25 protein-coding genes are annotated in these 24,749 nt (G+C 66.1%); 17 read left to right on the forward strand and 8 right to left on the reverse strand.

Annotated elements, in window-relative coordinates; translation table 11 throughout:
* Positions 1-27 precede the first annotated feature (27 nt).
* Genes ACUXH0_RS12000 through ACUXH0_RS12015 form a run of 4 tightly spaced genes read left to right on the forward strand, consistent with a single transcriptional unit; the run spans position 28 to position 4,886 of the window.
* Positions 28-1,002: an HlyD family secretion protein gene (locus ACUXH0_RS12000; protein ID WP_137910967.1), complete on the forward strand. Its 975-nt coding sequence runs from the start codon at positions 28-30 to the stop codon at positions 1,000-1,002.
* Positions 999-1,979 (forward strand): ABC transporter ATP-binding protein, encoded by a 981-nt coding sequence (locus ACUXH0_RS12005; RefSeq protein ID WP_009239302.1) that lies wholly within the window; start codon positions 999-1,001, stop codon positions 1,977-1,979. Before ACUXH0_RS12000 ends, ACUXH0_RS12005 begins: the two co-directional genes overlap by 4 nt.
* Positions 1,976-3,139, forward strand: a complete 1,164-nt coding sequence (locus ACUXH0_RS12010; RefSeq protein ID WP_137910968.1) for an ABC transporter permease — start codon at positions 1,976-1,978, stop codon at positions 3,137-3,139. Before ACUXH0_RS12005 ends, ACUXH0_RS12010 begins: the two co-directional genes overlap by 4 nt.
* Positions 3,140-3,146: 7 nt before the next feature.
* On the forward strand, positions 3,147-4,886 hold the full coding sequence (locus ACUXH0_RS12015) for an efflux transporter outer membrane subunit (protein WP_137910969.1): 1,740 nt from the start codon (positions 3,147-3,149) through the stop codon (positions 4,884-4,886).
* 282 nt (positions 4,887-5,168) lie between these two features.
* Here the strand turns inward: ACUXH0_RS12015 and panE are convergent, their stop codons facing one another.
* Positions 5,169-6,122, reverse strand: a complete 954-nt coding sequence (panE, locus tag ACUXH0_RS12020) for a 2-dehydropantoate 2-reductase (RefSeq protein ID WP_171013300.1) — start codon at positions 6,120-6,122, stop codon at positions 5,169-5,171.
* 166 nt (positions 6,123-6,288) lie between these two features.
* Between panE and ttcA the strand changes: the two genes are divergently transcribed.
* The 7 genes from ttcA (at position 6,289) to ACUXH0_RS12055 (ending at position 13,892) form a co-directional block, all read left to right on the forward strand.
* On the forward strand, positions 6,289-7,236 hold the full coding sequence (gene ttcA / locus ACUXH0_RS12025; protein WP_137910971.1) for a tRNA 2-thiocytidine(32) synthetase TtcA: 948 nt from the start codon (positions 6,289-6,291) through the stop codon (positions 7,234-7,236).
* Positions 7,237-7,573: 337 nt separating this feature from the next.
* Positions 7,574-8,941 carry a bifunctional UDP-N-acetylglucosamine diphosphorylase/glucosamine-1-phosphate N-acetyltransferase GlmU gene (gene glmU, locus ACUXH0_RS12030; RefSeq protein WP_137910972.1) on the forward strand — a complete coding sequence of 456 codons (1,368 nt, stop codon included), beginning with the start codon at positions 7,574-7,576 and terminating at the stop codon, positions 8,939-8,941.
* A 117-nt stretch (positions 8,942-9,058) separates the two neighbouring features.
* A complete protein-coding gene (gene glmS, locus ACUXH0_RS12035) occupies positions 9,059-10,897 on the forward strand; it encodes a glutamine--fructose-6-phosphate transaminase (isomerizing) (protein ID WP_004633529.1) in 1,839 nt (612 codons plus the stop codon).
* Between the two features lie 124 nt (positions 10,898-11,021).
* A complete protein-coding gene (locus ACUXH0_RS12040) occupies positions 11,022-11,327 on the forward strand; it encodes an aromatic-ring hydroxylase C-terminal domain-containing protein (protein ID WP_137910973.1) in 306 nt (101 codons plus the stop codon).
* A 127-nt stretch (positions 11,328-11,454) separates the two neighbouring features.
* Positions 11,455-11,727 carry a hypothetical protein gene (locus ACUXH0_RS12045; protein WP_037028002.1) on the forward strand — a complete coding sequence of 91 codons (273 nt, stop codon included), beginning with the start codon at positions 11,455-11,457 and terminating at the stop codon, positions 11,725-11,727.
* A gap of 108 nt (positions 11,728-11,835) precedes the next feature.
* A complete protein-coding gene (locus ACUXH0_RS12050; protein ID WP_137910974.1) occupies positions 11,836-12,756 on the forward strand; it encodes a patatin-like phospholipase family protein in 921 nt (306 codons plus the stop codon).
* A gap of 122 nt (positions 12,757-12,878) precedes the next feature.
* The gene (locus ACUXH0_RS12055; protein ID WP_137910975.1) at positions 12,879-13,892 is read left to right on the forward strand and encodes a zinc-binding alcohol dehydrogenase family protein; all 1,014 of its coding nucleotides are present in this window, start codon (positions 12,879-12,881) and stop codon (positions 13,890-13,892) included.
* A 1-nt stretch (position 13,893) separates the two neighbouring features.
* Here ACUXH0_RS12055 and ACUXH0_RS12060 read toward each other — a convergent pair whose 3' ends face one another.
* The 3 genes from ACUXH0_RS12060 to ACUXH0_RS12070 form a co-directional block, all read right to left on the reverse strand.
* Positions 13,894-14,808, reverse strand: coding sequence for a LysR family transcriptional regulator (locus ACUXH0_RS12060; protein WP_137910976.1), 915 nt, complete (start codon positions 14,806-14,808; stop codon positions 13,894-13,896).
* 166 nt (positions 14,809-14,974) lie between these two features.
* A complete protein-coding gene (locus ACUXH0_RS12065) occupies positions 14,975-16,765 on the reverse strand; it encodes a thiamine pyrophosphate-requiring protein (protein ID WP_137910977.1) in 1,791 nt (596 codons plus the stop codon).
* A 52-nt stretch (positions 16,766-16,817) separates the two neighbouring features.
* Positions 16,818-17,294 carry a hemerythrin domain-containing protein gene (locus tag ACUXH0_RS12070; protein ID WP_004633580.1) on the reverse strand — a complete coding sequence of 159 codons (477 nt, stop codon included), beginning with the start codon at positions 17,292-17,294 and terminating at the stop codon, positions 16,818-16,820.
* A 196-nt stretch (positions 17,295-17,490) separates the two neighbouring features.
* On the opposite strand from ACUXH0_RS12070, the gene ACUXH0_RS12075 reads away from it, so the two are divergent.
* Together ACUXH0_RS12075 and ACUXH0_RS12080 are read left to right on the forward strand one after the other, a co-directional pair.
* The gene (locus ACUXH0_RS12075) at positions 17,491-17,961 is read left to right on the forward strand and encodes a PRC-barrel domain-containing protein (RefSeq protein ID WP_004633581.1); all 471 of its coding nucleotides are present in this window, start codon (positions 17,491-17,493) and stop codon (positions 17,959-17,961) included.
* 61 nt (positions 17,962-18,022) lie between these two features.
* Positions 18,023-18,211, forward strand: a complete 189-nt coding sequence (locus ACUXH0_RS12080; RefSeq protein WP_137910978.1) for a hypothetical protein — start codon at positions 18,023-18,025, stop codon at positions 18,209-18,211.
* Between the two features lie 67 nt (positions 18,212-18,278).
* On the opposite strand, the gene ACUXH0_RS12085 is transcribed toward ACUXH0_RS12080, so the two are convergent.
* Positions 18,279-18,632 carry a glyoxalase superfamily protein gene (locus ACUXH0_RS12085; protein WP_182594082.1) on the reverse strand — a complete coding sequence of 118 codons (354 nt, stop codon included), beginning with the start codon at positions 18,630-18,632 and terminating at the stop codon, positions 18,279-18,281.
* Positions 18,633-18,758: 126 nt separating this feature from the next.
* Here ACUXH0_RS12085 and ACUXH0_RS12090 point away from each other — a divergent pair, with 126 nt between their 5' ends.
* Genes ACUXH0_RS12090 through ACUXH0_RS12105 form a run of 4 tightly spaced genes read left to right on the forward strand, consistent with a single transcriptional unit; the run spans position 18,759 to position 21,161 of the window.
* Entirely contained in the window at positions 18,759-19,967 is a 1,209-nt protein-coding gene (locus ACUXH0_RS12090) for an aminotransferase-like domain-containing protein (RefSeq protein WP_004633584.1), read from the forward strand.
* A 20-nt stretch (positions 19,968-19,987) separates the two neighbouring features.
* Entirely contained in the window at positions 19,988-20,494 is a 507-nt protein-coding gene (locus ACUXH0_RS12095; RefSeq protein ID WP_004633586.1) for a helix-turn-helix domain-containing protein, read from the forward strand.
* Positions 20,494-20,910, forward strand: coding sequence for a VOC family protein (locus ACUXH0_RS12100; protein WP_004633594.1), 417 nt, complete (start codon positions 20,494-20,496; stop codon positions 20,908-20,910). Before ACUXH0_RS12095 ends, ACUXH0_RS12100 begins: the two co-directional genes overlap by 1 nt.
* On the forward strand, positions 20,907-21,161 hold the full coding sequence (locus tag ACUXH0_RS12105) for a hypothetical protein (protein ID WP_137910980.1): 255 nt from the start codon (positions 20,907-20,909) through the stop codon (positions 21,159-21,161). Before ACUXH0_RS12100 ends, ACUXH0_RS12105 begins: the two co-directional genes overlap by 4 nt.
* A gap of 307 nt (positions 21,162-21,468) precedes the next feature.
* Here ACUXH0_RS12105 and ACUXH0_RS12110 read toward each other — a convergent pair whose 3' ends face one another.
* From ACUXH0_RS12110 to ACUXH0_RS12120, 3 genes are all read right to left on the reverse strand, one after another.
* A complete protein-coding gene (locus tag ACUXH0_RS12110) occupies positions 21,469-22,665 on the reverse strand; it encodes an MFS transporter (protein WP_137910981.1) in 1,197 nt (398 codons plus the stop codon).
* Positions 22,666-22,727: 62 nt separating this feature from the next.
* The gene (locus ACUXH0_RS12115; protein ID WP_024973775.1) at positions 22,728-23,435 is read right to left on the reverse strand and encodes a glutathione binding-like protein; all 708 of its coding nucleotides are present in this window, start codon (positions 23,433-23,435) and stop codon (positions 22,728-22,730) included.
* A gap of 94 nt (positions 23,436-23,529) precedes the next feature.
* On the reverse strand, positions 23,530-24,723 hold the full coding sequence (locus ACUXH0_RS12120; protein ID WP_004633603.1) for a low temperature requirement protein A: 1,194 nt from the start codon (positions 24,721-24,723) through the stop codon (positions 23,530-23,532).
* Between the last annotated feature and the right edge of the window lie 26 nt (positions 24,724-24,749).

Raw genomic sequence — 24,749 nt, forward strand, 5'->3', positions numbered from 1 at the left:
AACCAATCGAATCCCGCGGAGGGCGGTATGCGGCAAGCGTTGTGCATCGGCAGGGCTGGGTGTGTGGCGGCGGTATCGGCTGCGGCAATGGTGTTGGTGGGCTGCGCCCAACACGACGACCGCACCTACCAGGGCTACGTGGAAGGTGAGTTTGTCTACGTGGCGTCGCCGGTGGGCGGGCGGCTGGACCATCTCGGCGTGCAGCGCGGGCAGACGGTCAACGCAGGTGCGCCGCTCTTCGTGCTGGAATCGGTGGATGAGACTGCCGCTCGCCAGCAGGCTGCCGCGCAATTGCAAGGCGCCGAAGCGCAACTCGCCGACCTGAACGTCGGCAAGCGTGTGCCGGAAGTGGACGCGGTGCGCGCGCAACTGGCGCAGGCGGTGGCGGCGGACAAGCTCTCGTCGACGCAGTTGGCGCGAGACGAGGCGCAGTTCCGTGCAGGCGGCATCGCGCAATCGCAGCTCGATGCAAGCCGCTCCAGCGCGCAGACCAACGCGCAGCGCGTGCGTGAACTGACCAACCAGCTGCGCATTGCCCAGTTGCCGGCGCGCAATGACCAGATTCGCGCGCAATCCGCACAGGTGGAGGCGGCGCGGGCCGCAGTGGCGCAGGCCCAATGGCGGCTCGACCAGAAAGCGCAGAAAGCTACGCAGGGCGGCCTCGTGTTCGACACGCTGTATCGCGAAGGCGAATGGGTCGGCGCCGGCAGCCCCGTGGTGCGCATGCTGCCGCCGGCCAACGTCAAGGTGCGATTCTTCGTGCCACAAGGCGTGGTCGGCGCGCTCAAGCCGGGGCAAGCCGCGCGCCTGCACTGCGATGGCTGCGCGGCCGATATCAACGCCACCGTCACGTACATCGCAACAGAAGCCGAATACACGCCGCCCGTCATCTACAGCAACACGACGCGCGACAAGCTTGTCTTCATGGTGGAAGCGCGGCCGGCCGCGGCCGATGGCCCGAAGCTGCGCCCGGGCCAACCCGTCGAGGTGACACTGCCATGAGCACTGCCCGGCCTGACAGCCCCGACAGCCGGCACCACACAGGCAATGGCGGCTACGCAATCGACGTGCATAGCCTGAACAAGCACTTCGGCGACAAGCACGTCGTGAAAGACCTCTCCATGCAGGTTGCGCGCGGCGAGATCTTTGGCTTCCTCGGCCCCAACGGCAGCGGCAAGACCACGTCGATCCGCATGATGTGCGGGCTGCTGACGCCCGACAGCGGCAGTGGCTCGTGCCTCGGTTACGACATCCTCAAGCAGTCTGCGCAGATCAAGCGGCGCGTCGGCTACATGACGCAGCGGTTCTCGTATTGGGATGATCTTTCCATTCGCGAGAATCTGGATTTCGTCGCGCGCCTGTACGAGATGCCCAATCGGCGCGAGGCGGTTGATCACGCGCTGGAGCATCTCGGGCTGGCCTCGCGCGCCAAGCAACTGGCGGGCTCGCTGTCGGGCGGCTGGAAGCAACGCCTGGCGCTGGCCGCCTGCATGCTCCACAAGCCCGAACTGCTGCTGCTCGATGAACCCACCGCCGGTGTCGACCCGAAAGCGCGCCGCGACTTCTGGGAAGAGCTGCACCGGCTGGCGGCGGAGGGCATCTCGGTGCTCGTCAGCACGCACTACATGGACGAGGCCGAGCGCTGCCACAAGCTTGCCTACATCGCATATGGCGAGCTGCTCGCGCAAGGCACCGCCGATGAAGTGATCGCCGCGCAGCACCTGTCGACGTGGTCGGTCTCGGGCGGCAATCTGGTCGAGCTGGGCCGCAAGCTGGAAGGGCAGCCCGGCGTCGATCAGACCGTCGCGTTTGGGTCGGTGCTGCACGTGACCGGCGCGGATGCACAAGCGCTGGAGGGCACGCTGCGCAAGCTCGCCGGAGAATCCGGTATGCGCGCCGAGCCGATCGACACCGGCCTCGAAGACGTGTTCATCCACATGATGAGGCGCTCCTCCGACAATTACGGGACGCAGCCATGAAACCAGAGGGCAATCGGTTTTCGCTTGTGCGCTGGTGGAGCGTGGTGCTCAAGGAGTTTCTGCAACTTCGCCGCGACCGCGTGACGTTCGCGATGATGATCGGCATTCCGATCATGCAGCTGATCCTGTTCGGTTTTGCCATCAACGCCGACCCGAGGCACCTGCTGACCGGCGTAATCGCCGCCGACCAGAGCGAGTTCACGCGCAGCTTCCTGGCCAGCATGCGCAACTCCGACTACTTCGACCTGGCGACCACGCTGACAGACGAAACCGCCGGGCGCGAGGCGTTGGCCAAGGGGCAGCTTCAGTTTGTCGTATCGATCCCGCCGGACTTCACGCGCAAGCTCGTACGCGGCGAGAAACCCTCGCTGCTCGTGGAGGCCGATGCCACCGACCCTGCCGCTACCGGCCTCGCCGTGGCCTCGCTCTCGCAACTGGTGCAGGGCGTCGTCAGCAAGGATATGAAGGGCGCGCTGTCGTCGCTGGCTGGAGGTGCTGGCACCAACGGGGCGGCGCCGCCATTCGATGTGCGCATCCACAAGCTGTACAACCCGGAAGGCATCACGCAATACAACATCATCCCCGGCCTGATGGGCACCATCCTGACGATGACCATGGTGATGATGACGGGCCTGGCCATGACGCGCGAGCGCGAGCGCGGCACGATGGAAAACCTGCTCGCCACGCCGGTGCATCCGCTGGAGGTGATGACGGGCAAGATCGTGCCGTACATCTTCATCGGGCTGGTGCAGGTGACCATCATCCTGCTGATGGCGTTCTTCGTTTTCCACGTGCCGTTCGTCGGCAGTGTGTGGATGGTCTACGTGTCGGCGCTGCTGTTTATCGTGGCGAGCCTGACGGTGGGGATTACGTTGTCGTCGCTGGCGCAGAACCAGCTGCAGGCGACGCAGCTGACCTTCTTCTACTTCCTGCCGAACATCCTGCTGTCGGGCTTCATGTTCCCGTTCGTGGGGATGCCCAAGTGGGCGCAGGTGATCGGGAACCTGCTGCCGATGACGTATTTCAACCGGCTCACGCGCGGCATCCTGCTCAAGGGCAATGGCTGGTTCGAGCTGTGGCCGAGCATCTGGCCGCTGATGGTGTTTACGGTGGTGGTGCTGGGGGTGGCGTTGCGGTTTTATCGCAAGACGTTGGATTGAGGTGGCTATGTGGACGCTGTGGATTCGACGCGCTGACGGTGGTGGTGCATCCCTTGTTTCGTCCCCTGCCGGGGCCGACTTACTTTCTTTGTCTTGCCAAAGAAAGGTAAGCAAAGAAAGGCGCGCCCGAGATGGCGACTTCCCCTTGAATTTTCGTAACCGGGCGGAGAACGGGAAAACTCGCTTCGCTCAGACAGTTCCCGTTCTTTTTTCCGCCCGCTTACAAAAATTCAAGGCGCCATCTAGGGCAGGGTACGGCCGAACCATCGGCGGGCGTTTGCTGGAGTGGGGGCGTGCGTTGGTGGGGGGCGAGCGGTTGCTTGGTGTTGTGATTGTTGCCGCGTTATCTCTGAGCGGCTGTGCCGTCGGTCCCGATTTCAAGGCGCCCGCGGAGCCAGCGGCTACCGGCTATTCCACGCAGCCTGTGTCGCGGGAAACCGCATCCGCGCCCGTTGTTGGCGGCGAAGCGCAGCATCTCGTCGATGCCAACGTGCCGGCCGATTGGTGGCACCTGTTCCGATCGCCGGCGCTGGATGCGTTGGTGGACGAGGCGTTGCGTGCGAGCCCGTCCGTCGCGCAGGCGGAGGCGCGCTTGCGTCAGGCGCAGGCCGAAGCGCAGGCGCAGTTCGGCTATGCGTTGCCGTCGGTGGATGGCACCGTGTCGGCGGTGCGTCAGCAGATCAACCCGGAGGCGTTCGGATTCAACACGCCCAAGCCGGGGCCGTTCACGTTGTATTCGGCGTCGCTGTCGGTGTCGTATGCGCTGGACATTTTTGGCGGCGTGCGCCGGGCGCTGGAGGCATCGCGCGCGCAGGTCGATACGCAGCGTTATGAACTGGAGGCGGCGCGGCTGTCCCTGGCGGGCAATGTGGTGACGACGGCGGTGCGGATTGCCGCGCTGGATGCGCAGATCGCCACCACGCAGCGACTGGCGGCCGAGCAGCGCCAGCAATTGGAGATCACCGAGCGGAGGTTGAGCGTGGGCGGCGTCGCGCAGGTCGATGCGTTCTCGCAGCGCACGCTTGTCGCGCAGACCGACGCCACGTTGCCGCCGCTCATGCAACAGGCTGCGCAGCAGCGGCATCGTCTATCGGTATTGCTGGGCCGGGAGCCCGGTGCCGGGTTACCCGAGTTGCCGTCGCTCGACACGCTGCATCTGCCCGACCCGCTGCCGGTGTCGCTGCCATCCACGCTCGCGCAGCGCCGTCCCGACATCCGCGCTGCCGAGGCCATGTGGCACGAAGCCAGCGCCAACGTGGGCGTGGCCACGGCCAACCTGTTCCCGCGCATTACGTTGTCCGCAGGCCTGGGTTCGGAAACCACCAGCTTCCGCAACCTCCTTGGCGCTGGGTCAAGCATCTGGAATCTGGGCGCCGGCCTCACGCAACCGCTCTTCCACGGCGGCACTCTGCGCGCAAAAAAACGCGAAGCCGAAGCGGCCTACGACGCTGCCGGCGCCGCCTACAAACAAGCCGTATTGCAAGGGTTGCAAGAAGTGGCCGACGCCCTGCACGCCGTCAACAACGACGCCCAAACGCTGCAGGCCCGAGCGCTGGCAACCGACCAGGCACAACAGACCCTGCGCGCCGCCCAAGCCCGCCACGCCGCCGGCGGCATCAGCACGCTAACGTTGCTGGATGCGCAACGCCAGGTCGACCAGGCCACGTTGCAACAGGTGCAGAGCCAAGCCGACAGGTTGCTGGATTCCGCCGCGCTCATGCAGGCCCTAGGCGGCGGCTGGCAATAAACCAGGAACAGCGGCAAACCAAATCGACAACCCAAGCCTCCAGAAGGTGTGGCCGTACCCTGCCCTAGATGGCGCCTTGAATTTCTGTTGCAGGGAGGAAAAAGGAAGGGAAACTGTCTGAGCGAAGCGAGTTTTTCCCTTCCCCTCCCTGCGACAGAAATTCAAGGAATGGGTCGCCATCTCGGGCGCGCCTTTCTTTGCTTACTTTCTTTGGCAAGACAAAGAAAGTGAGTCAGCCCCGGCAGGGGATGAAACCGGGGATGAACCACAAACGCAAAACAATCAAACAGTCGCCCGCAACAATCGCTGCTGATAAGCCTGCAAATGCGCAAACGCCACCCGCAGCAGCGAAACATCCGTCCCCAACGCCCGCCCACGGCGCAGCATGTCCCCCACGATGTGACCCGCCTCCACCCGCGCGCCATTCTCCAGATCCCGCAGCATCGATGCCGTCAGCGGCGACCCAGCCTGCGTCAGCACATTGAGCCCCCGTTCGCGCGCAGCCTGCCGATTCGGATACCCCGACGCCGCAGCCACACGCTCGCACGCGTTGAACATCGCCTCGTTCAGCGCCGCGCCCTCGTCCGTGGCAACAATCTCGCCCACCGTCGCCCGCATCAGGCACGTCATTGCCGCCAGCGAAGTGAGGAACGTGAATTTCTCCCACATGTCCTGCATGACGTTCTCGGCCAGCACGGAATCAAAGTTGGCCGTGGCAAACACGTCGCGAATCGCCTCGGTGCGCTCGCGCGGCGCATGCGGTGTGCGCTCGCCAAAGGTGATCGAGTGCACGGCGGGGCCCTGGCCGTTGCTCAGATGCAGCACGGCACCATCCGGCGCACTCGTCGCACTGATGTGGCACAGCCCACCCAGCACGCGCGATTCACCAAACGCCGCATCCAGCCGTTCCAGATGCGCCAGCCCATTGAGCACCGGCAGCACCACCGTGCGCTCGCCCACCACGGGGCGGATCGCGGTGATGGCGTCTTCCAGGTCGTAGGCCTTGCAGCTCAGCAGCGCCAGGTCGGCGCGGCCCCAAGCCGTGGCCTGGTCCGCGGTGATGGTCTGCACGGGCAATTGCGCATCGCCGTGCGGGCTGCGGATCACGAGACCGTGTTGGCGCAACCGCGCCGCGCGGGCAGGGCGCACCAGGAACGTCACGTCCGCGCCGGCCTGGGCGAGCCGCCCGCCAAAATAACCGCCGGTGCCACCGGCGCCAAGCACCAGAATCCGCATTGCTGTCGTCATTGGGTTCGTTTCCATCGAGCAGAAGATAGGCAAACGATTCTAGGCCTGTTCGCGCGACCCTGCAGACGGCGCCCCGTGCGCGCTAAAATGCTGATTTTCCTCACAATTTGACGCCTGTTCGGCCATTATTCAGCGCTGGCGGGGTCGAGATGCCATGACGTTTTCCAATAATTTCCACCGCCTCGAAACCCGACTGCAGTCGCAGGTTGGCCGCGCCATCGGCGACTTCAACATGATTGAAGACGGCGACGCCATCCTCGTGTGCCTGTCCGGCGGCAAGGATTCGTACACGATGCTGTCGGTGCTGATGGCGCTGCAGAAGCGCGCGCCGGTCGACTTCAAGCTGATCGCGATGAACCTCGATCAGAAGCAGCCGGGCTTTCCGGAAGAGGTGCTGCCCAACTACCTGAAGAAGCTGGGCGTGGAGTATGTGATCGTCGAGGCGGACACGTATTCGATCGTCAAGGAGAAGGTGCCCGAGGGCAAGACCACGTGCTCGCTGTGCTCGCGCCTGCGCCGCGGCGTGATCTACCGCACGGCCAAGGAGCTGGGCGCCAACAAGATCGCGCTGGGCCATCACCGCGACGACATCGTCAACACGTTCTTCCTGAACATGTTCTTCGGCGGCAAGATGAAGTCGATGCCGCCCAAGCTGGCCACCGACAACGGCGACCACATCGTCATCCGGCCGCTCGCCTATTGCGCGGAAAAGGACATCGCTTCCTACGCCCGCGCGATGGAATTCCCGATCATTCCGTGCAACCTCTGCGGCTCGCAGGAAAACCTGCAGCGCAAGAAGGTCAAGGAGATGCTGCTGGAGTGGGAGCGCCAGACGCCGGGCCGCATCGACAACATCTTCGCTTCGCTGCAGAACGTCGTGCCGTCGCACCTGGCCGATACCAACCTGTTCGACTTCAACGGCCTCACCACAGGCCTGGCGAAGATCGGCGAAGACGCGCTGTTCGGCCAGACTGCCTACGACCAGGCCCCGCTGGTGTTTGCCGGCTCGCACGACGACCGCATCGAGTTCGTGCGATTTGAGCGCAAGCCGGGCGACAAGTCGGCCGAGCAAGCCGTGCCTGGGGAGGCGGCGGCAAACTGAGCGGGGCCCGCTCCACACGGGGTGGCACACGGCGCACACATGCGCGCAGCGCGCCATGCCGGGCGTCCACCATCCGTCCGACCGGCCAGCGGGCTACCCGTCTCGGTCATGGCGCGATTGCAACAATTCCACCGTTTGACCGGTTCAGGGGGAGGGTGGGCCCCATGCTAGAATTTTTCCATCTGTGTCTTATACGCCGCAAAAGCGCCCCGCAGAAGGGTTTGCAGGCGGTCCGGCCATCCTGAGGGGAGGTGGCGGGCGGTGGGTTTCAGGCAGCCATTCCCGGTGCCGGCAACCCGTCGCAGCTATCGCTTCGAGTCACTCTAGGAACCTCCTTGTGAATATCGTCATCCTGGCTGCAGGCATGGGCAAACGCATGCGCTCCGCCCTGCCGAAAGTGCTGCACCCCCTGGCCGGCAAACCGCTGCTGGCGCACGTCATTGAAACCGCGCGCACCATGTCGCCGACGCGCCTGGTGGTGGTGGTCGGACATGGTGGTGATCGGGTGCGCGAGATGGTTGGCGCGCCCGACATCGCCTTCGCCACGCAAGACAAGCAGCTTGGCACGGGCCACGCCGTCATGCAGGCCGTCGACCAGCTCGACGAGAGCGTGCCCACCCTGGTGCTCTACGGCGATGTGCCGCTCACCCGCGCCGAAACGCTGAGCGCGCTGGTAGGCGCCGCCGGCAACGACCACCTGGGCGTGCTGACCGTGCATCTGGGTGACCCGACTGGCTACGGCCGCATCGTGCGCGACGCCGCAGGCCGCATCACGCGCATCGTCGAGCAGAAAGACGCCAACGAAACGCAACTCGCCATCCATGAGGTGAACACCGGCATCCTGGTGTGCCCGACGGCCAAGCTCAAGAGCTGGCTCGCCACGCTCTCCAACGACAACGCGCAGGGCGAGTATTACCTGACCGACGTGATCGAGCGCGCCGCCAGCGAAGGCGTGCCGATCACGTCCGCCCACCCGCTGGCCGAATGGGAAACGCTGGGTGTGAACAGCAAGGTGCAACTGGCGGAGCTGGAGCGCATTCACCAACGCAACCTCGCGCAGCAACTGCTGGAAGACGGTGTGACGTTGATCGACCCGGCGCGCATCGACGTGCGCGGCAAGCTCACGTGCGGCCGCGACGTGGTGATCGACGTCAACTGCATCTTCGAGGGCAGCGTCACGCTGGCTGACGGTGTGCGCATCGGCGCTAATGCGGTGATCCGCGATGCGGCGATCGAAGCCGGCGCCGAGATTCTGCCGTTCTGCCATATCGAGCGTGCCAAGGTTGGCGCCGACTCCCGCATCGGCCCGTACGCGCGCCTGCGCCCGGGCACCGAGCTGGCCGAAGACGTGCACATCGGTAACTTTGTCGAGGTCAAGAACAGCCAGATCGCGGCGCACAGCAAGGCCAACCACCTGGCCTATGTGGGCGACGCCACGGTCGGCTCGCGCGTCAACATCGGCGCGGGCACCATCACGTGCAACTACGACGGCGCGAACAAATTCCGCACCGTCATCGAAGACGACGTCTTCATCGGTTCCGACACGCAGCTCGTGGCGCCGGTGCGCGTTGGCAAGGGCGCGACGCTGGGTGCCGGCACCACGCTGACCAAGGATGCGCCCGAGGGCAAGCTGACGGTCTCGCGGGCGCGGCAGGTCACCATCGACAGCTGGCAGCGCCCGGTCAAGCAGAAGAAGGAAGGCTGACAGGTTTTCTCCTGCGCCGAACAGCGGATGCCGCTTCGGCACACGAGCATCGATACTGAATTACCGAGTGCGGCGCACATTGAACGTGCGGCCACACCCCAAACTGGAGAAATCAACATGTGCGGTATCGTTGGCGCGGTTTCCACGCGCAATATCGTTCCCGTCCTGATCGAAGGCCTGCGCCGCCTGGAATACCGCGGCTATGACTCCTGTGGCGTCGCCATTCAGCGCGATGGCCAGCTCGAGCGCGCGCGCACCGTATCGCGCGTGGCCGATCTGGATGCCCAGGCACAGACGAGCCACCTGGACGGCGCCATCGGCATCGCCCACACGCGCTGGGCCACGCACGGCCGGCCGGATACCGTCAACGCGCACCCGCACTTCTCGGGCGACACCATCGCCCTGGTGCACAACGGCATCATCGAAAACTACGAAGCGCTGCGCGAAGAACTCAAGGCCGTCGGCTACGGCTTTGAATCGCAGACGGATACCGAAGTTGTCGCGCACCTGATCCACCAGGCCTACACGTACCCGAGCAGCAAGACGCGCGGCGACCTGTTCGCCTCGGTGCGTGCGTCGGTCAAGCGCTTGCACGGCGCCTATGCGATTGCCGTGTTTGCACGTGACAACCCCGACGTGGTGGTGGGCGCGCGCGCCGGCTCGCCGCTGGTGGTGGCGATCGGCGAGAACGAATCGTTCCTCGCATCCGACGCGCTGGCCGTGGCCGGTACCGCCAGCCGCATGGCCTACCTGGAAGAAGGCGACGTGGTGGAACTCACCCGCGAAGGCTTCACCGTGGCTGATGCCAACGACAAGATCGTCGCGCGTGAAGTGAAGGAAGTCGGCACCTACGCCGCCGCCGTGGAACTGGGCCCGTTCCGCCACTTCATGCAGAAGGAAATCTTCGAGCAGCCGCGCGCCTTGGGCGACACGCTTGAAGGCGTGCAAGGGTTTGGCCCCGATCTGTTCGGTCCCGAGGCGGCCCAGGTGCTGCCCAAGGTCGACAGCGTGCTGATCCTGGCCTGCGGCACGAGCTACTACTCGGGCTGCACGGCCAAGTACTGGCTCGAATCGATCGCCAAGATCCCGACGCAGGTGGAAGTCGCCAGCGAATACCGCTACCGCGAGACGGTGCCCAACCCGAACGCGCTGGTCGTCGTGATCTCGCAATCGGGCGAAACCGCCGACACGCTGGCCGCACTGCGCCACGCACGCGAACTCGGCCACACGCATACGCTCGCCATCTGCAACGTGGCGACCAGCGCCATGGTGCGCGAGACGCAGCTCAAGTTCCTCACGCGCGCCGGCACCGAGATCGGCGTGGCGTCCACCAAGGCATTCACCACGCAGCTGGCCGCGCTTTACATGCTGGCGCTCACGTTCGCCAAGCTGCGCGGCCATCTGAACGCCGAACAGGAAGAAGATGCGCTGCGCCATCTGCGCCACCTGCCGTCGGCGCTGAACGCGGTGCTGGCCCTGGAGCCGCAGATCATCGCGTGGTCGGAAGAGTTTGCCCGCCGTGAAAACGCGCTGTTTCTCGGCCGCGGTCTGCATTACCCGATTGCCCTGGAAGGCGCGCTCAAGCTCAAGGAAATTTCGTACATCCACGCCGAGGCCTACCCGGCCGGCGAACTCAAGCACGGTCCGCTGGCGCTGGTGACCGAGCAGATGCCGGTCGTGACCGTCGCCCCGAACGACGCGCTGCTTGAAAAGCTCAAGTCGAACATCCAGGAAGTGCGCGCGCGCGGCGGCAAGCTGTACGTGTTTGCCGACGCCGATACGCACATCCAGTCGAGCGACGGCATCCAGGTGATCCGCATGCCCGAGCACTACGGCCAGCTCTCGCCGATCCTGCACGTGGTGCCGCTGCAGCTGCTGGCGTATCACACGGCACTGGCGCGCGGCACTGACGTCGACAAGCCGCGCAACCTGGCGAAATCGGTGACTGTCGAATAAGTTTCGGCAGGCGCGGAAACAGAAAAGGCCGTCCTTCGGGACGGCCTTTTTTCGTGGTGTGCGCTTCGCCAGGACGAGCGGTCCAAGGCGCTGAGCGAGATCACCTCGGAGCTGTTTCGCATGGATGACCTACGCAGGCGGCTCGTGGGGATGGTCTCCGCGCTCGACGTTCGCTACGACTTCGGTGAAGGACACCCGCTGCTCGGCCGCCGCATCCCCGATCTCGACCCGGACCCCGCCATGGGCCAATCGCGTGCGGCGGGTCGACGCCCGCTATGCGGGAGCCTGGGCGCTGCCGGTGGTTGGCACGGTGCCCGCGCCATCCGCAGTGCTGGTGCGCCTCGGCGGCCACGTGGCGTGGGTTGGTGACGGAACGACCGAGGGGCTGCAGGCGGCGTTACAGCGGTGGTTCGGCCCGGAGGCGGCCTGACGCCGCCCGCCGGCAGATACAGCCGGGTGGAGGGCGGCGTCTATCCAGGTGTTTGAAGCGGACGGAGGGACCGCGGTGGCCAGTATGCTGCACGGCATCGGAATGACCGTCCCTCTGGAGTCCTGGCATGTTCAACGTCCTCAGCAAGATTGTCCTGCTCGCCGTGTATGGCCTCGCGTTGCTCAGCTATGCCACGCCACTGCCGCTGTCGACCGATGCCATCGGCTGGCTGCGCATCGTGGCGCTGGTGCTGCTGGCTGCGCACCTGCTGGAAGTGGTGCTGTGCTTTCGCAAAGTGGCGCTGCACAAGGGGCCGCTGTTCGACAGCGTGCTGCTGACGTTGCTGTTCGGTTTTCTGCACTGGAAGCCCCTCGCGGACGCCGCGCGGCAAGCCCGCTGATCGCCGCAGACCGGCCCGACTAGCCGCAACGGCGGGGCAGACCTACTCTAGTTCCAGTCGTCCCTGGATTGACCAGTTGGGACTCCTTGCTGCAACGCGGCATCGATCATGGACAGAGTGGAACGAACAGCGTTTGTCTTTGCCGGTGGCGGCAGCCTCGGCGCCATCGAGGCCGGCATGCTGCGCGAGCTGGTGGCCTCGGGCGTGGTGCCCGACATGGTGGTGGGCGCCTCAGCCGGCGCCATCAACGCTGCCTTTTTTGCGTGCAATCCGCACGCGGCCGGCACGGCGCAGCTCGAGGCGCTGTGGCGCGGTGTGCGGCGCGCCGACGTGATGCCGTGGTCTTGGCGTGCAATGTTCAGCATGCTGGGCATCCTGGGCGGGCGACGCGAGCACCTCGTCGATGCATCCGGCCTGCAGCGCCTGCTGACGCGGCATTTCGCGCAGACCCTGCTGGAGGCGGCCACGCTGCCCCTGCACGTTGTGGCCACCGACATGCGCACCGGCGCCGAGGTGGTGCTGTCGTCTGGCGCCATCGTGCCGGCCGTGCTGGCCAGCGCTGCCATTCCCGGCGTGTTTCCGCCGGTGCGCATTGGTGATCGCCTGTTGATCGACGGGGGCGTCGCCAACAACACGCCAATCTCTGCGGCCATCCGGCTGGGCGCCACACGCGTCGTCGTGTTGCCGGCCGGGTTTGCGTGTGCCGACCGTCGTGCCCCGCGCAGCGCCATCGAGCACGCGCTGAACGCCTTGTCGCTGCTGGTCGCGCGCCAGCTTGTGCAAGACCTGGAGCGCTGGGCTGGGCAGGTGCCCATTGCCGTCGTGCCGCCGCTGTGCCCGCTGGACGTGTCGCCCTACGACTATGCCCGCTGCGGCGAACTGATCGACCGCGCTGCTGCGGCCACGGCGGCATGGCTCGCAGCCGATGGTCTGGCGGGCACCGGCATCCCGGGCGCGCTGCGTGAGCACGACCACAACGAAGATCACCCGAACTGCAACGCAGACCTCCACGGCATGCCCACGGCTTGATGCGGCAGGATGGGATTTTCTGTCCGGCGTTGAAACTGAATCTGCGCGGCGCGGCTGTTTCCCCTGGCGTGGCGCGCCCATGATGCGGCTATCCAACGATCCAAATCACCGGGAAGCCTGCCATGAAAGCCGTTGCCTACTACCAAAGTCTGCCCATCGACCGCCCCGAGGCGCTCGTCGACCTGACCCTGCCCGAACCCACGCGAGGCCCGCGCGATCTGCTTGTGGAAGTGCGCGCCATCTCCGTCAACCCGGTCGATGTGAAGGTGCGCGCCGGCATGCCGCCAGTGGATGGTCAGCCCCGTGTGCTGGGCTGGGATGCTGCCGGCGTGGTGCGCGCTGTCGGCGCGGAGGTGTCGCTCTTCAAGCCGGGTGATGCGGTCTGGTATGCCGGTGCCCTGCAGCGCCCGGGCACCAACAGCGAGCTGCATGTCGTGGACGAACGCGTGGTCGGCGTGATGCCCGCCACGCTTGGGTTTGCGCAGGCAGCTGCGCTGCCGCTCACCGCCATCACCGCCTGGGAATTGCTCTTCGACCGGCTGCAGGTGCCGGAATCTGCAGCGCCCAGCGGGAAGACGGTGTTGATTGTCGGCGCGGCGGGCGGTGTTGGGTCGGTGCTCGTGCAGCTCGCGCGCCGGTTGACGGGCCTGACCGTGATCGGCACCGCCTCGCGCCCGGAGACGGCCGCCTGGGTGCGCGAGCTGGGCGCTCACCATGTGATCAACCATGCGCAGCCGCTGGCCGCAGAACTGCATCGCATTGGTGTGCCGGCAGTGGACTACGTCGCCAGCCTGAACCAGACCGAACACCACTTCGAGCAGATCGTCGAGGCGCTCAAGCCGCAAGGTCGTCTTGCGTTGATCGACGACCCCGCGCAGCTTGATGTGCGCAAGCTCAAGGCGAAGAGCCTGTCGCTGCACTGGGAGTTCATGTACACGCGCTCCATGTTCGGCACGGACGACCAGATCGAGCAGCACCGCCTGCTCAACCGCGTGGCCGCGCTCATTGACGAGGGCATGTTGCGCTCCACCATGAACGAGCATTTCGGCACGATCAATGCCACCAACCTCAAGCGCGCGCATGCCTTGATCGAAAGCAATCAGGCGCGCGGCAAGATCGTGCTGGAAGGGTTTTGATTCAGGCGTCGGCCAGATAACCGGCGATGCGCTCTTGCAGGAAGTCGCGCAGCCGCATCAGCGTGGGCGACAGCGCGAGGCGGTGCGTGCAGATCAAATGCAGCGGCGCCGCCTCGCCGCGCCAGTCGGTCAGCGCGGGTTGCAGACGGCCGGCGCGCAGATCGGCCAGTACATCCAGCCGCGACTTGTAAGCGATGCCATGCCCCGCAACCGCCCAGCGGCGCACGAGTTCGCCGTCGTCTGCAATGCGGTTGCCGGTGACACGCACAACGTGCTGCTGACTGTCGTCGCCCGCGCCGTGAAAGGTCCACTGGTCGTGCGTGGTGTCGGACAGGGCCAGCAACAGGCAGTTGTGCCGACGCAGATCGTCGGGGGTCTTGGGCACGCCGTGCCGCGCAAAGTAGGCCGGTGCCGCGCACAGCACGCGGCGGTTGTCCGGCGCCAGCGGCAGCGCCACGAGGGACGAATCCTCCGGCTCGCCATAGCGCACCGCGGCATCGACGCGCTGGCGGAACATGTCGACCAGCCGGTCGCCGATGCGCACCTGAAGCGCCACCGCTGGGTGCTCGATGAGGAAGTCGTCGAGCCAACCAGTGAGCACGTTGCGCCCGAGGTCTGACGGGATCGACAGCGACACATCGCCGCCGATGGCTTGGCGTCCAAGGGCGAGCGCATCCTGCCCGGCCTGCAGATCGGCCAGCGCACGGCGTGCGTGTTGCAGATAGCGCTCGCCTTCCTGCGTGAGCGCCAGGCTGCGCGTGGAGCGCGCCAGCAGCCGCACGCCGAGTTCCGCCTCCAACCGCTTGACGGCTGCACTTGCTGCCGCGGGTGCAATGTTCAACACGCGTGCGGCCGCCGACAGGCTGCCGTTATCCACGGCCAGCACGAGGATGGTGAGGTCGTCGAAGCGGATCATCGTGCGTGGTGTGGAGTGGAGTGGAAAAACCGCGGATGGACGGCATCTTACCGAGCACATCGGCTTTCCGCACCTTGCCCCTTCGACTCGCATCCCACATGTCTTGTCGACATGCGCTCACGCTTCGACGCGCCACCGCGTGAGCGGGGGCGTTACGTCTATACGCCTATTCCTTATGCACCGGAAACAGCGCCGACAGCACCTGCCGTGCCGTCCCGCGCAGCACACCGCTCGCATCCGGGTCGCCATACGCCAGTGCCGTCGCAAAGTTGCGTGCCTGCTGCAGCGTGACGTGGGGCGGCAGCGGCGGCACATCGGGATCGGTCTTCACTTCCAGCACCACGGGCCGGTCGGCCTTGAGCGCTTCGTCCCACGCGCCGGCCATCTGGTCGGGGTTGTCCACGTAGATGCCCTTCAGCCCGATCAATTCGGCAAAGCGGTGATACGGCACGTTCGGGATGTCCTGTGCCGCCGGGAATTTCGGGTCGCCTTCCATCACGCGCTGCTCCCATGTGACTTCGTTCAGATCCTGATTGTTGAGCACCATGCAGATCCACTTGGAAGACTTCCAGCGCTTCCAGTATTTCGACACGGTGATGAGTTCCGCCATGTTGTTCATCTGCATGGCGCCGTCGCCCACCAGTGCGATGACAGGGCGCTCGGGATGCGCAAACTTGGCGGCAATCGCATACGGCACCGCCGCCCCCATCGATGCCAGCCCGCCCGATAGCGAGCCCATCATGCCGGGCTTGAACTTGAGATCGCGCGCATACCAGTTGGCGCAGGTGCCGGAGTCGCTCGTGACGATCACGTCGTCCGGCAGCTTCGGTGACAGCTCCCAGAACACGTGCTGCGGGTTGACGGGATAGGCCGGTTGCAATGCGCGGTCTTCCAGCGTCTTCCACCAGCTTTCATTCCAGCGTGCAATCCGGTCGGGCCAATAGGGATCGGTCTTGCGCTGGAGCAGCGGCAGCAGTGCACGCAGCGTCTGCGCGCTGTCGCCCACGAGGTTGACCTCCATCGGATAGCGCAGCCCCAGCATGCCGGGGTCCAGGTCGATCTGCACACCGCGCGCCTGGCCTTCCTTGGGCAGGAACTCCGCGTACGGAAAGCCGGAGCCGACCATCAACAGCGTATCGCAATGGTTCATCAGCTCCCAGCTCGGCTCGGTGCCGAGCAGGCCGATGGCGCCTGTCACATAAGGCAGGTCGTCGGGCAACACGGCCTTGCCGAGCAGCGCCTTGGCCACGCCCGCCCCCAGCGTTTCCGCCACGGCCGCCACTTCCGCGCTGGCTCCGAGTGCGCCCGCGCCCACGAGCATCGCCACCCGGCGGCCGCTGTTGAGGATGTCCGCTGCGCGTTCCAGGTCGGCGGCTTGCGGGATCACGCTCGGCGCGCTGTAGCCCACGCCCGAGTGCACCGTGCCATGCGCACGCGGCGGTTCGGTGTAGGGCATTTCCTGCAGATCGTTTGGCAGCACGAGCGCCGTCACCCGGCGTTGCCCGATGGCGATGCGTACCGCGCGATCCAGCAGGTGCCGCACCTGCGCCGGCATGCTGGCCTGGTGGACAAACGCGCCGGCCACGTCGCGGAACATCGCCGCCAGATCCACCTCCTGCTGGTAGTGCCCGCCGACTGCGGTGCGCGCCTGCTGCCCGGTAATCGCCAGCACCGGCATGTGGTCGAGCCGAGCGTCGTACAGGCCCGTGATCAGGTGCGCAGCACCCGGCCCGGACGTTGCCATGCACACGCCAAGCTCACCGGTGAACTTGGCGTGCGCCGATGCCATGAAGGCGGCCATCTCTTCATGCCGCACCTGCACGAACTCGATCTTGCCGCCGGCGCGCTGCAGGGCCCCGAACATGCCGTTGATGCCGTCGCCGGGGTAACCAAAGATGCGCCGCACGCCCCACTCGTACAGGCGGGCGACGAGGAAATCGCAGACGGTGGCTTGCATGGTGTCTGTCCGGTGTCGGGTGGTCGGGTCCGTCTCGGGTCCGTCAACTCGTTCAGCTCGCCGTCTCGGTCAGCAGCGCTTCCTTGCGCGCGGCCATGGTCTCCTGCAGCGGCGTCAGGTCGACGTGCTGTCGGACCAGCTTGGGAAAGAGTTCGGTCTCTTCCTCTTCCACGTGGTGCGAGACGTACTCGGCCAGCACGGTGAACTTGGCCGCGAACAGATCGTCGCCCGCGTGCATGCCGTTCAACTGCTGGATCAGATCCTTTGCGGTGGCGTGCTCGACCACGGCTTCGTCGACGAGGTCCTTGAACGCTTCGCCGCCGTTGTCGCGTACGTACGGGTAGAACACCTCTTCTTCAAGCTGCGTGTGCACGGTCAACTTTTCACACGCTTCGCGCACGATTTGCTCGCGGGTCGCTTCGTCTTTCTCCTGCTGGAACGTCTTGAACAGTTTTTTCACCTCGCGGTGATCGTCCAGCAGCATCGACAGCACGGCGCGTTGCGCCACAGGGATTTCAGCTTTGTTCATGAGGCTCTCCGGTAGGGGTTTCTGGTTTGATGCGCCGTACCGTCGAGCAAGCGGCATGCCGCACGCGCGCCTTTGCGGGCGATGTGCCGCAGGCAAGCTTCGTGCTGACACAGGTGGTTACGTGCGAGACGCCGCGCAGATGCGTGGCCGCCGCACATCATCCTGAACGTCAACTGATTGATGGGAGGTAACTGCTATGCAAACCACGACAACCGGCACCGCGCTGGGCACCGGTACTGGCACCGGTGTAGGAACCACCGCCGGTGTACGCATGCGCATCATCGGGCGTGCCGACTCCGATTCGGCGGGTCCGGGCCCGGAACTGATGGCCGCAGATACGCTGGAGGGCGATCGCGTCGTCAACCTCAATGGAGAAGACCTCGGCAAGATCACCGACATCATGCTCGACGTCCAGCGCGGCCGGATCGCCTACGCGGTGATGTCGGTGGGCGGCTTCCTGGGTATCGGCGACAAGCTCTTCGCCGTGCCGTGGAGCGCCATGTCGCTCGACGTGGACCGCAAGTGCTTCGTGCTCGATGCCAACAAGGATCGCCTGGAAGCGGCTCCCGGTTTCGACAAGGACAGCTGGCCCACGATGGCCGACCCGACCTGGGCGCAGTCGGTGCACGAGTACTACGGCTCGCGTCCGTATTGGGAAGAATATTGAGCACGCCTAGGCACGCCGTTCGCTTGCGTGTCGTCAACCACGCTTGAAACAGGAGGTCGCCATGGAGAAGGGCAAGCAAGAGAAGCATCCGCACGCACATAAGCGTGAAGAGCTGGTGGAAAAGGCTGTGGAAGACACCTTCCCGGCCAGTGATCCGCCCGCCACGGGCGGCATCACGCGCGTTGTCGACAAGGACAAAGACGCCGACGCACACCAGGACAAGCGCACCCACAGCGGCAAGCACCGGTAGCAGTCCGCCGGCACTGCCGCGCCCGCATCGCCTCTGGCATGCGGGCTTTTTTTTCGAGGCTGGCGGCTTACCGGTGCGCCAGGATGTTCACGACATTGCCGAACGGATCACGCACGTAAAAGCGGCGCACGTCCCACGGCTCATCGACGAGCGGGTAGACGATTTCCAGGCCCAGCGACACGGCACGCGTATGCACCGCATCCACATCGTCCACCTCCACCGACAGCGCCGGCACCGGTGTGCCGTTTCCACCTTCGCTGGCAATGCTGACTTGCGGCATCATGGTGGCGGCCGTGTCGGCAAAGGTGACGATCCAGCCGTGGTCCATCACGGCTTCCAGATCGAGCAGTTCGGCATAGAACGCGCGGGCACGTGCCGGGTCGGCTGCATGCAGATTGGGGACGATGCGTCGGACAGCCATGCAGGGGCTCCTTTTTACCGATTCGGTGACGGCATTCTAGTCACGGCTGTGACGCCCTGTTGGCATGCGCACGCGGCGCACATCACGTAAAGTGGCGGGCACTCGAACTACAGAGACACGCACGCCATGGAATTCCTGCAATCGCTGCTGGCACCCCGCCTGCAAAACGTTGAAACCTCCGCCATCCGCGAACTGTTCAAGGTGCTCGGCAAGCCGGGCCTGATCTCGTTTGCCGGCGGCTTTCCTGACGCCGCCCTGTTTGACGTGGAAGGCCTGAAGGCCGCGGCCGACAGCGCGCTCACCACCGACGCCGCCCGCGCGTTGCAATATGGCGCCACCGAGGGCTTCGAGCCGCTGCGCGAGGCTATTGTCACGCTGATGAAGGCGCGCGGCGCCAACGTCGCCAACACCGACATCCTCGTCACCACCGGTTCGCAGCAGGGGCTGGATCTGCTGGGCAAGGTGCTGATCGGCGAAGGCGATACGGTGCTGACAGAAGCCCCCACCTTCCTCGCCGCCATTCAGGCGTTCAAGCTGTATGGCGCCAAGGTGGCCGGCGTGCCGACCGATGGCGACGGCCTGGACGTCGACGCGCTGGAAAAGGTGCTGTCCACCGCGCGCCCCAAATTCCTCTACGTGATTCCCAACTTCGGCAACCCGAGCGGCGCGCTGATGAGCCTGGAGCGCCGCAAGCGCCTGCTGGACGTGGCCGTGCGCCACAACCTGCTGATCGTGGAAGACGACCCCTATGGCGATCTGTATTTCGACGCACCCCCGCCGCCGTCGCTGTACGCGCTGTCGCAGCAGACCGACGGCGCACAGGGGCGCGTGATCTACCTGGGCAGCCTGTCGAAGGTGGTGGCGCCGGGCCTGCGCGTGGGCTGGATGATCGCTTCGCAGCCGGTGCTGGGCAACGCGGTGATGGTCAAGCAGTTTGCCGATGCGCATACCTCCACGTTTGCGCAGGCCACGGCCGCTGCGTATCTGCGCAGCAATCGCCTCGAGACCGTGCTGCCGCGCACGCGCGCTGCCTATGCCGAACGCGCCCACGCCATGGCCAACGGGCTGCGTGCGCTGCTGCCCGACACCGAACTGACCTTCAACCGCCCGCGCGGCGGCATGTTCCTGTGGTGCACCTTGCCGGGCCGCAATGCCGGCGATGTAGCCAAGATGGCCATCGAACGCGGTGTGGCGTTCGTGCCGGGTGCGGCGTTCTACCCCGTAGACCCGGATCGCTCGACGCTGCGTCTGTCATACGCGACCTCGTCGCTGGCGCAGGTGGAAGAGGGTGTGCGCAAGCTTGCGCACGCCATCGGCGAGTTCAAGCTGGGCTGACCGCACCGGCGCAGGCCGCGGTGGCACAGGCACACACCGACGCGCAGCAAGACCCCGCGCTGCTGCGCCGCCTGCTGCGCGCCAAAGACCGCATGGACGCCGCCTCGCACGAGGCGTGGCCCGTCAAGCGGCTGGCCGAAGTGAGCGGCGTATCGGCGGCGCATTTTGCGCGCTCGTTCAAGCAGGCCTTCGGCATTCCGCCGCACCGCTACCTGCTCACACGCCGCATCGAGCAGGCCACCACCCTGCTGCGCGACACCGACCTGCCCATCATCGAAATCGCTTACGCCACAGGCTGGGAAAGCCTCGGCACCTTCGGCCGCATCTTCCGCGACATCACCGGGCAGAGCCCGAGCGCGCTGCGCCGCCACGCACAGGCCACCGCGTCGCTGCAACAACTCGACCGCGTGCCCGCCTGTGTGCTGAAGGCGGCGCAGCGGCCCGACCTCGTCACAGCAGTTTCGGAGAAGCGCCGCCAGTTGGCGGAGGGTACAAATCCGTCACCCACCAACAACAAGGAGCGGTGATGAGCCAAGGGATCAATGTCGTCGGGCTGTATGTGGATGACCAGGACGCGGCGCTGGCGTTTTATGTCGACAAGCTGGGGTTTCGCGTGCACACCGATGTGCGCAACGGCCCGTACCGGTGGCTGACGGTGCAGCATCCGGAGCAGCCGTCGTTTCAGCTGGGCCTGTTCCAGCCTGGTCCGCCCATCCACGACGAGGCCACGGCGCAGACGCTGCGCGCCATGGTGGCCAAGGGCGCGATGCCGCCGCTGGTGCTGACCGTCGCCGATTGCCGCGCCGCCTACGCGCAATTGCGCGAGCGCGGCGTGGAATTCACGCAGGAGCCGATCGACCGCTTCGGCAGCGTCGACGCCGGTTTTCGTGACCCGGCCGGCAACGGCTGGAAGATGATCCAGGCCGCCGGAGGTGCACAGTGAGCGCCCGTAACGCAATCCGCCAGTTTCACCGCTGGGTGTCGATGGCGTTCACGCTCACCGTCATCGCCAACTTTGTCGCCATGGGGGTGGGCAAGGGGGCGCAGCCGCCTGCGTGGATCACCTATGCGCCGCTGCTGCCGCTAGCGTTGCTGCTATTCACGGGGCTCTATCTGTTTGCGCTGCCGTACCTGGATCGGCGGGGTGATCGGCGTTCGACCGGTGATCGGAGGGCGCCCACCGCGGCCATCTGAGCGTGGCGCGTGAGGCTCTGAGGCCCGATTGCCGAGCTCAGACTGTCGAGCGTGAGCCTCGAAGGCTTGGGCACCAAGCTCAACGCCCGGAGCATGACAGTTCGAGGTCGAAAAAATCGGGCTCAGAGGGCCGAGCGCGAGGGGTCGAGGGCCGGACGCCGAGCCTTTGAGGCCCAAGCGTCGACCTCAAAGCCCGGAGCGCGAGTGTTTGAGGTCGAAAATGTCGAGCTCGAACTGTGGAGCACGACGGTTTGAGGCTCGACCACCGGGTTCAGAACCTGGCGCGTCGCGTTCCGCGCCCGGGGGTTCAATGTGCGACCGACGTGGCTGCCGGTTCATCGGCCAGCGCCGCCTCATGCCGCCCACCCATGCGCCACAGCACCACGGCCACCACATGGCACGCGGCGGCGGCCCATCCCAGCATGCCGGGCCCGCCATGCGCCAGCGCCAGCGCGCCAACGCTCGACCCCAGCGCAATCCCCGCATACACGGCCGACGCATGCAACGACAGCGTGATCGGCGACACATCGGGCGCCAGGCGGATCAGCCGCGTCGCCTGCGCCGGGCCGAAGCCCCAGCCGGCCATGCCCCACAGCACGACCGCGCCGATGGCGACGGCGCCGGCCACCGTGCCGTGCAGCACCTGTGCCGACAGCGACAGCACCGAGAAGGCCAGCACGATGCCCGCGCTGCTGACCGCCAGCACGCGCGCCACGCCGGCGCGGTCGGTCAGGTGGCCGCCCAGGCCCGTGCCCAGCGCCGCAAAGCTGCCGACCAGGAACAGCACGATGCCCACATGCTGCGGCGCGAAGCCCAGCCCCTGCACAAAGAACGGTGCGACGTAGGTGTAGAACGTAAAGCCGCCTGCCGCCCACAGCGTGGACACCGCCAGCGCGCCCAGCATGCCGGGGTGGCGTGCCACGCTCAGGCGTTGCGCCAGCGTGGTCACGCTGTGCGGCAGCGCGCGCGGCAGGCCGAAGGCCAGGCCCGCCGTGGCCAATGCCGACAACACACCGCATGCGATGAATGTCGAGCGCCAGTCGCCCTGCGCCGCAATCCAGGCGCCCAGCGGCACGCCGAGCGCCACTGCCACCGTGCCGCCGCCCGTGATGATGGCCAGCGCCGAGCCGCTGCGCGAGGCCGGCACCAGCGAGGTCGCCACCGCATTGGCCGTCGGCAGAAACACGCCGGCTGCCAGCGCCAGCAACACGCGCGCCGCCATCAACTGTCCGAAGCCGTGCGCCGTAGCCGCCAGCAAGTTGCCTGCCGCAAAGATGGCCAGCGCGCCGATCAGCACGCGTCGGCGGTCCACATTGCCGAGCAGCGTCGCCATCACCGGCGAGCCCACGGCATAGGTGACGGCAAACACGGTGACGAGCTGCCCAGCCGCCGGCACGCTCACGCCCAGGTCTGCGGCCAGCACCGGCAGCAGACCGGCGATCATGAACCCTTCAGTGCCGATGGCGAACGCGCCCAGGCACAACCACCACAGCGATGCCGGCATGGTCGGCTCCTGTCAGAAGAGGAAAGCGGAGAGAGGGGCGGAGCGCAGAGGCTCCGCGAGGATCAGCGCGCGGTGGAGCTGGCCGTCTGGCCCAACAGCACGTTGCGCTCGTCGTCGGAGATGTCTTCGCGGCGGCGCGAGTAGGCGCGCTCGACCCCGGCATAGGCGCGCTGCGTGGCAGGGCGTGCGCCAACGGCTTCGAACCAGCGCTGCAGATTCGGAAAGTCGTTCAGGTCCTGACCATGCCCGGCGTGCGGCACGATCCACGGATAGGCCGCGATGTCGGCAATGGTGTAGTCGTTGCCGGCAATGTAGGGGCGATCGGCCAGGCGGCGGTCGAGCACACCGTACAGGCGGTTCGTTTCCTTGGTGTAGCGCTCGATGGCGTAGGGCACGCGCTCGGGGGCATACACGTTGAAGTGGCCGATCTGCCCGGCCATCGGGCCCAGGCCGCCCACCTGCCAGAACAGCCACTTGAGCACTTCCATGCGGCCGTGCAGGTCGGCGGGCATCAGCTGGCCGGTCTTCTCGGCCAGGTAAAGCAGCATGGCGCCCGATTCAAACAGCACCACGGGGTCGCTGCCTTCGGCCGGGTCGTGATCGACCATGGCCGGGATCTTGTTATTGGGCGAGATGGCCAGGAACTCGGGCTTGAACTGGTCACCCCGGCTGATATCGACGGGGATGACGCGGTGCGGCAAGCCGGTTTCGGCAAAGAACAGCGCCATCTTCAGGCCGTTGGGCGTGGCGCAGTAGTAGAGGTCGATCATGGCGGGGCCCTCGTGTTCTGTCATGTTGGTTGACAGCGTAGGCGCGCGAGTGGCCTTTTGTAATGTCCAGAAACTGGAATTTTCAGGTAACCACTTACGGGTTGTGTGCCGCTTCGGGTTCCGCTGTCTCGCAGGAGCGTGCGTACCATTCCCACGCCGCGGTGCCGCACAGCACGCCCGTCGCCAGCGCGGACACCGCGAGCGCCGGCAGTTCACCCGCCGGCAGCCAGGCGCCGCCCAGCACCACCAGGCCAACCGCATGTGCCGGGCGCAACCGCCCGAAGATCGCCCACTTGAACAGCAGGTTGCCCAGCAGATATAGCGCTGCGCTGCCCAGCACCGCCAGCGTCGTCCCTTCATGGGCGCGGCCCACCGGATGCGCCAGCACGAACTCATCGGCCACCGCCCCGACGATGATGCCGGCCACCAGCACCACGTGGATGTAGGTGTAGGCCAGCCGTGCGAGCCGGCCCGGATCAGCCGAATGCGACATGGTGCGCGCGCCGCGCTCGGCAATCCTGTCGAAATACAGCCACCACATCGCCAGGCTGCCGATGAACGACAGCGCCATCGCCGCGATGTTTTCTGCGGTCCAGTCGAGGCCAGCAAACGTGGAGCCCGTCACCAGCACCGATTCGCCGAGCGCGATGATGATGAACAGCGAGCAGCGCTCGGCCATGTGGCCGCCTTCCACGTTCCAGTCGTTGGTGGTGGAGCGGCCCAGGCCCGGTGTGTAGAAGCCCATCGAGGGGCCGAGCCATTCGATGACCAGCGCGCAGATCCAGCAGGTCCAGCGCACGGAACCGTCCGACAGGCCGCCCGCCAGCCACAGCACGGCCGAGATGCCGAGCCACGTGGCGATGCGCTGGAAGTTGCGCCGCATGGGCAGCGACTCGCCGCGCACGGCCCACAGGAAGAAGACCGTGCGGCCGAACTGCATGAACACATAGGCCAGCGCAAAGGCCAGCCCGCGCGAGCCGAACGCCTGCGGCAGCGATGCCGAGAGCAGCAGCCCGCCCGTCATCAGCACGAGCATCAGCATGCGGATGGCGAGCTTGTCCGGATCGAGCCAGTTCGTCACCCACGACGTGAAGATCCACACCCACCACACGGCCAGCATCAGCAGCAGCGCCTGCGCGCCGCCTTGCAGCGTGAAATTGCTGATCAGCAGGTGCGAGAGCTGCGTCACCGCAAACACGAATACCAGATCGAAGAACAACTCGATGTTGGTGACGCGGTGATGGCCGTGGGCCCCTTCGGGCGAGGGGCGGAGGTAACTGCGGGGCATCGGGTGTCCTCGGTGCGGCCTTGGGT

It is taken from the genome of Ralstonia sp. 110700041-2 (assembly GCF_056280165.1).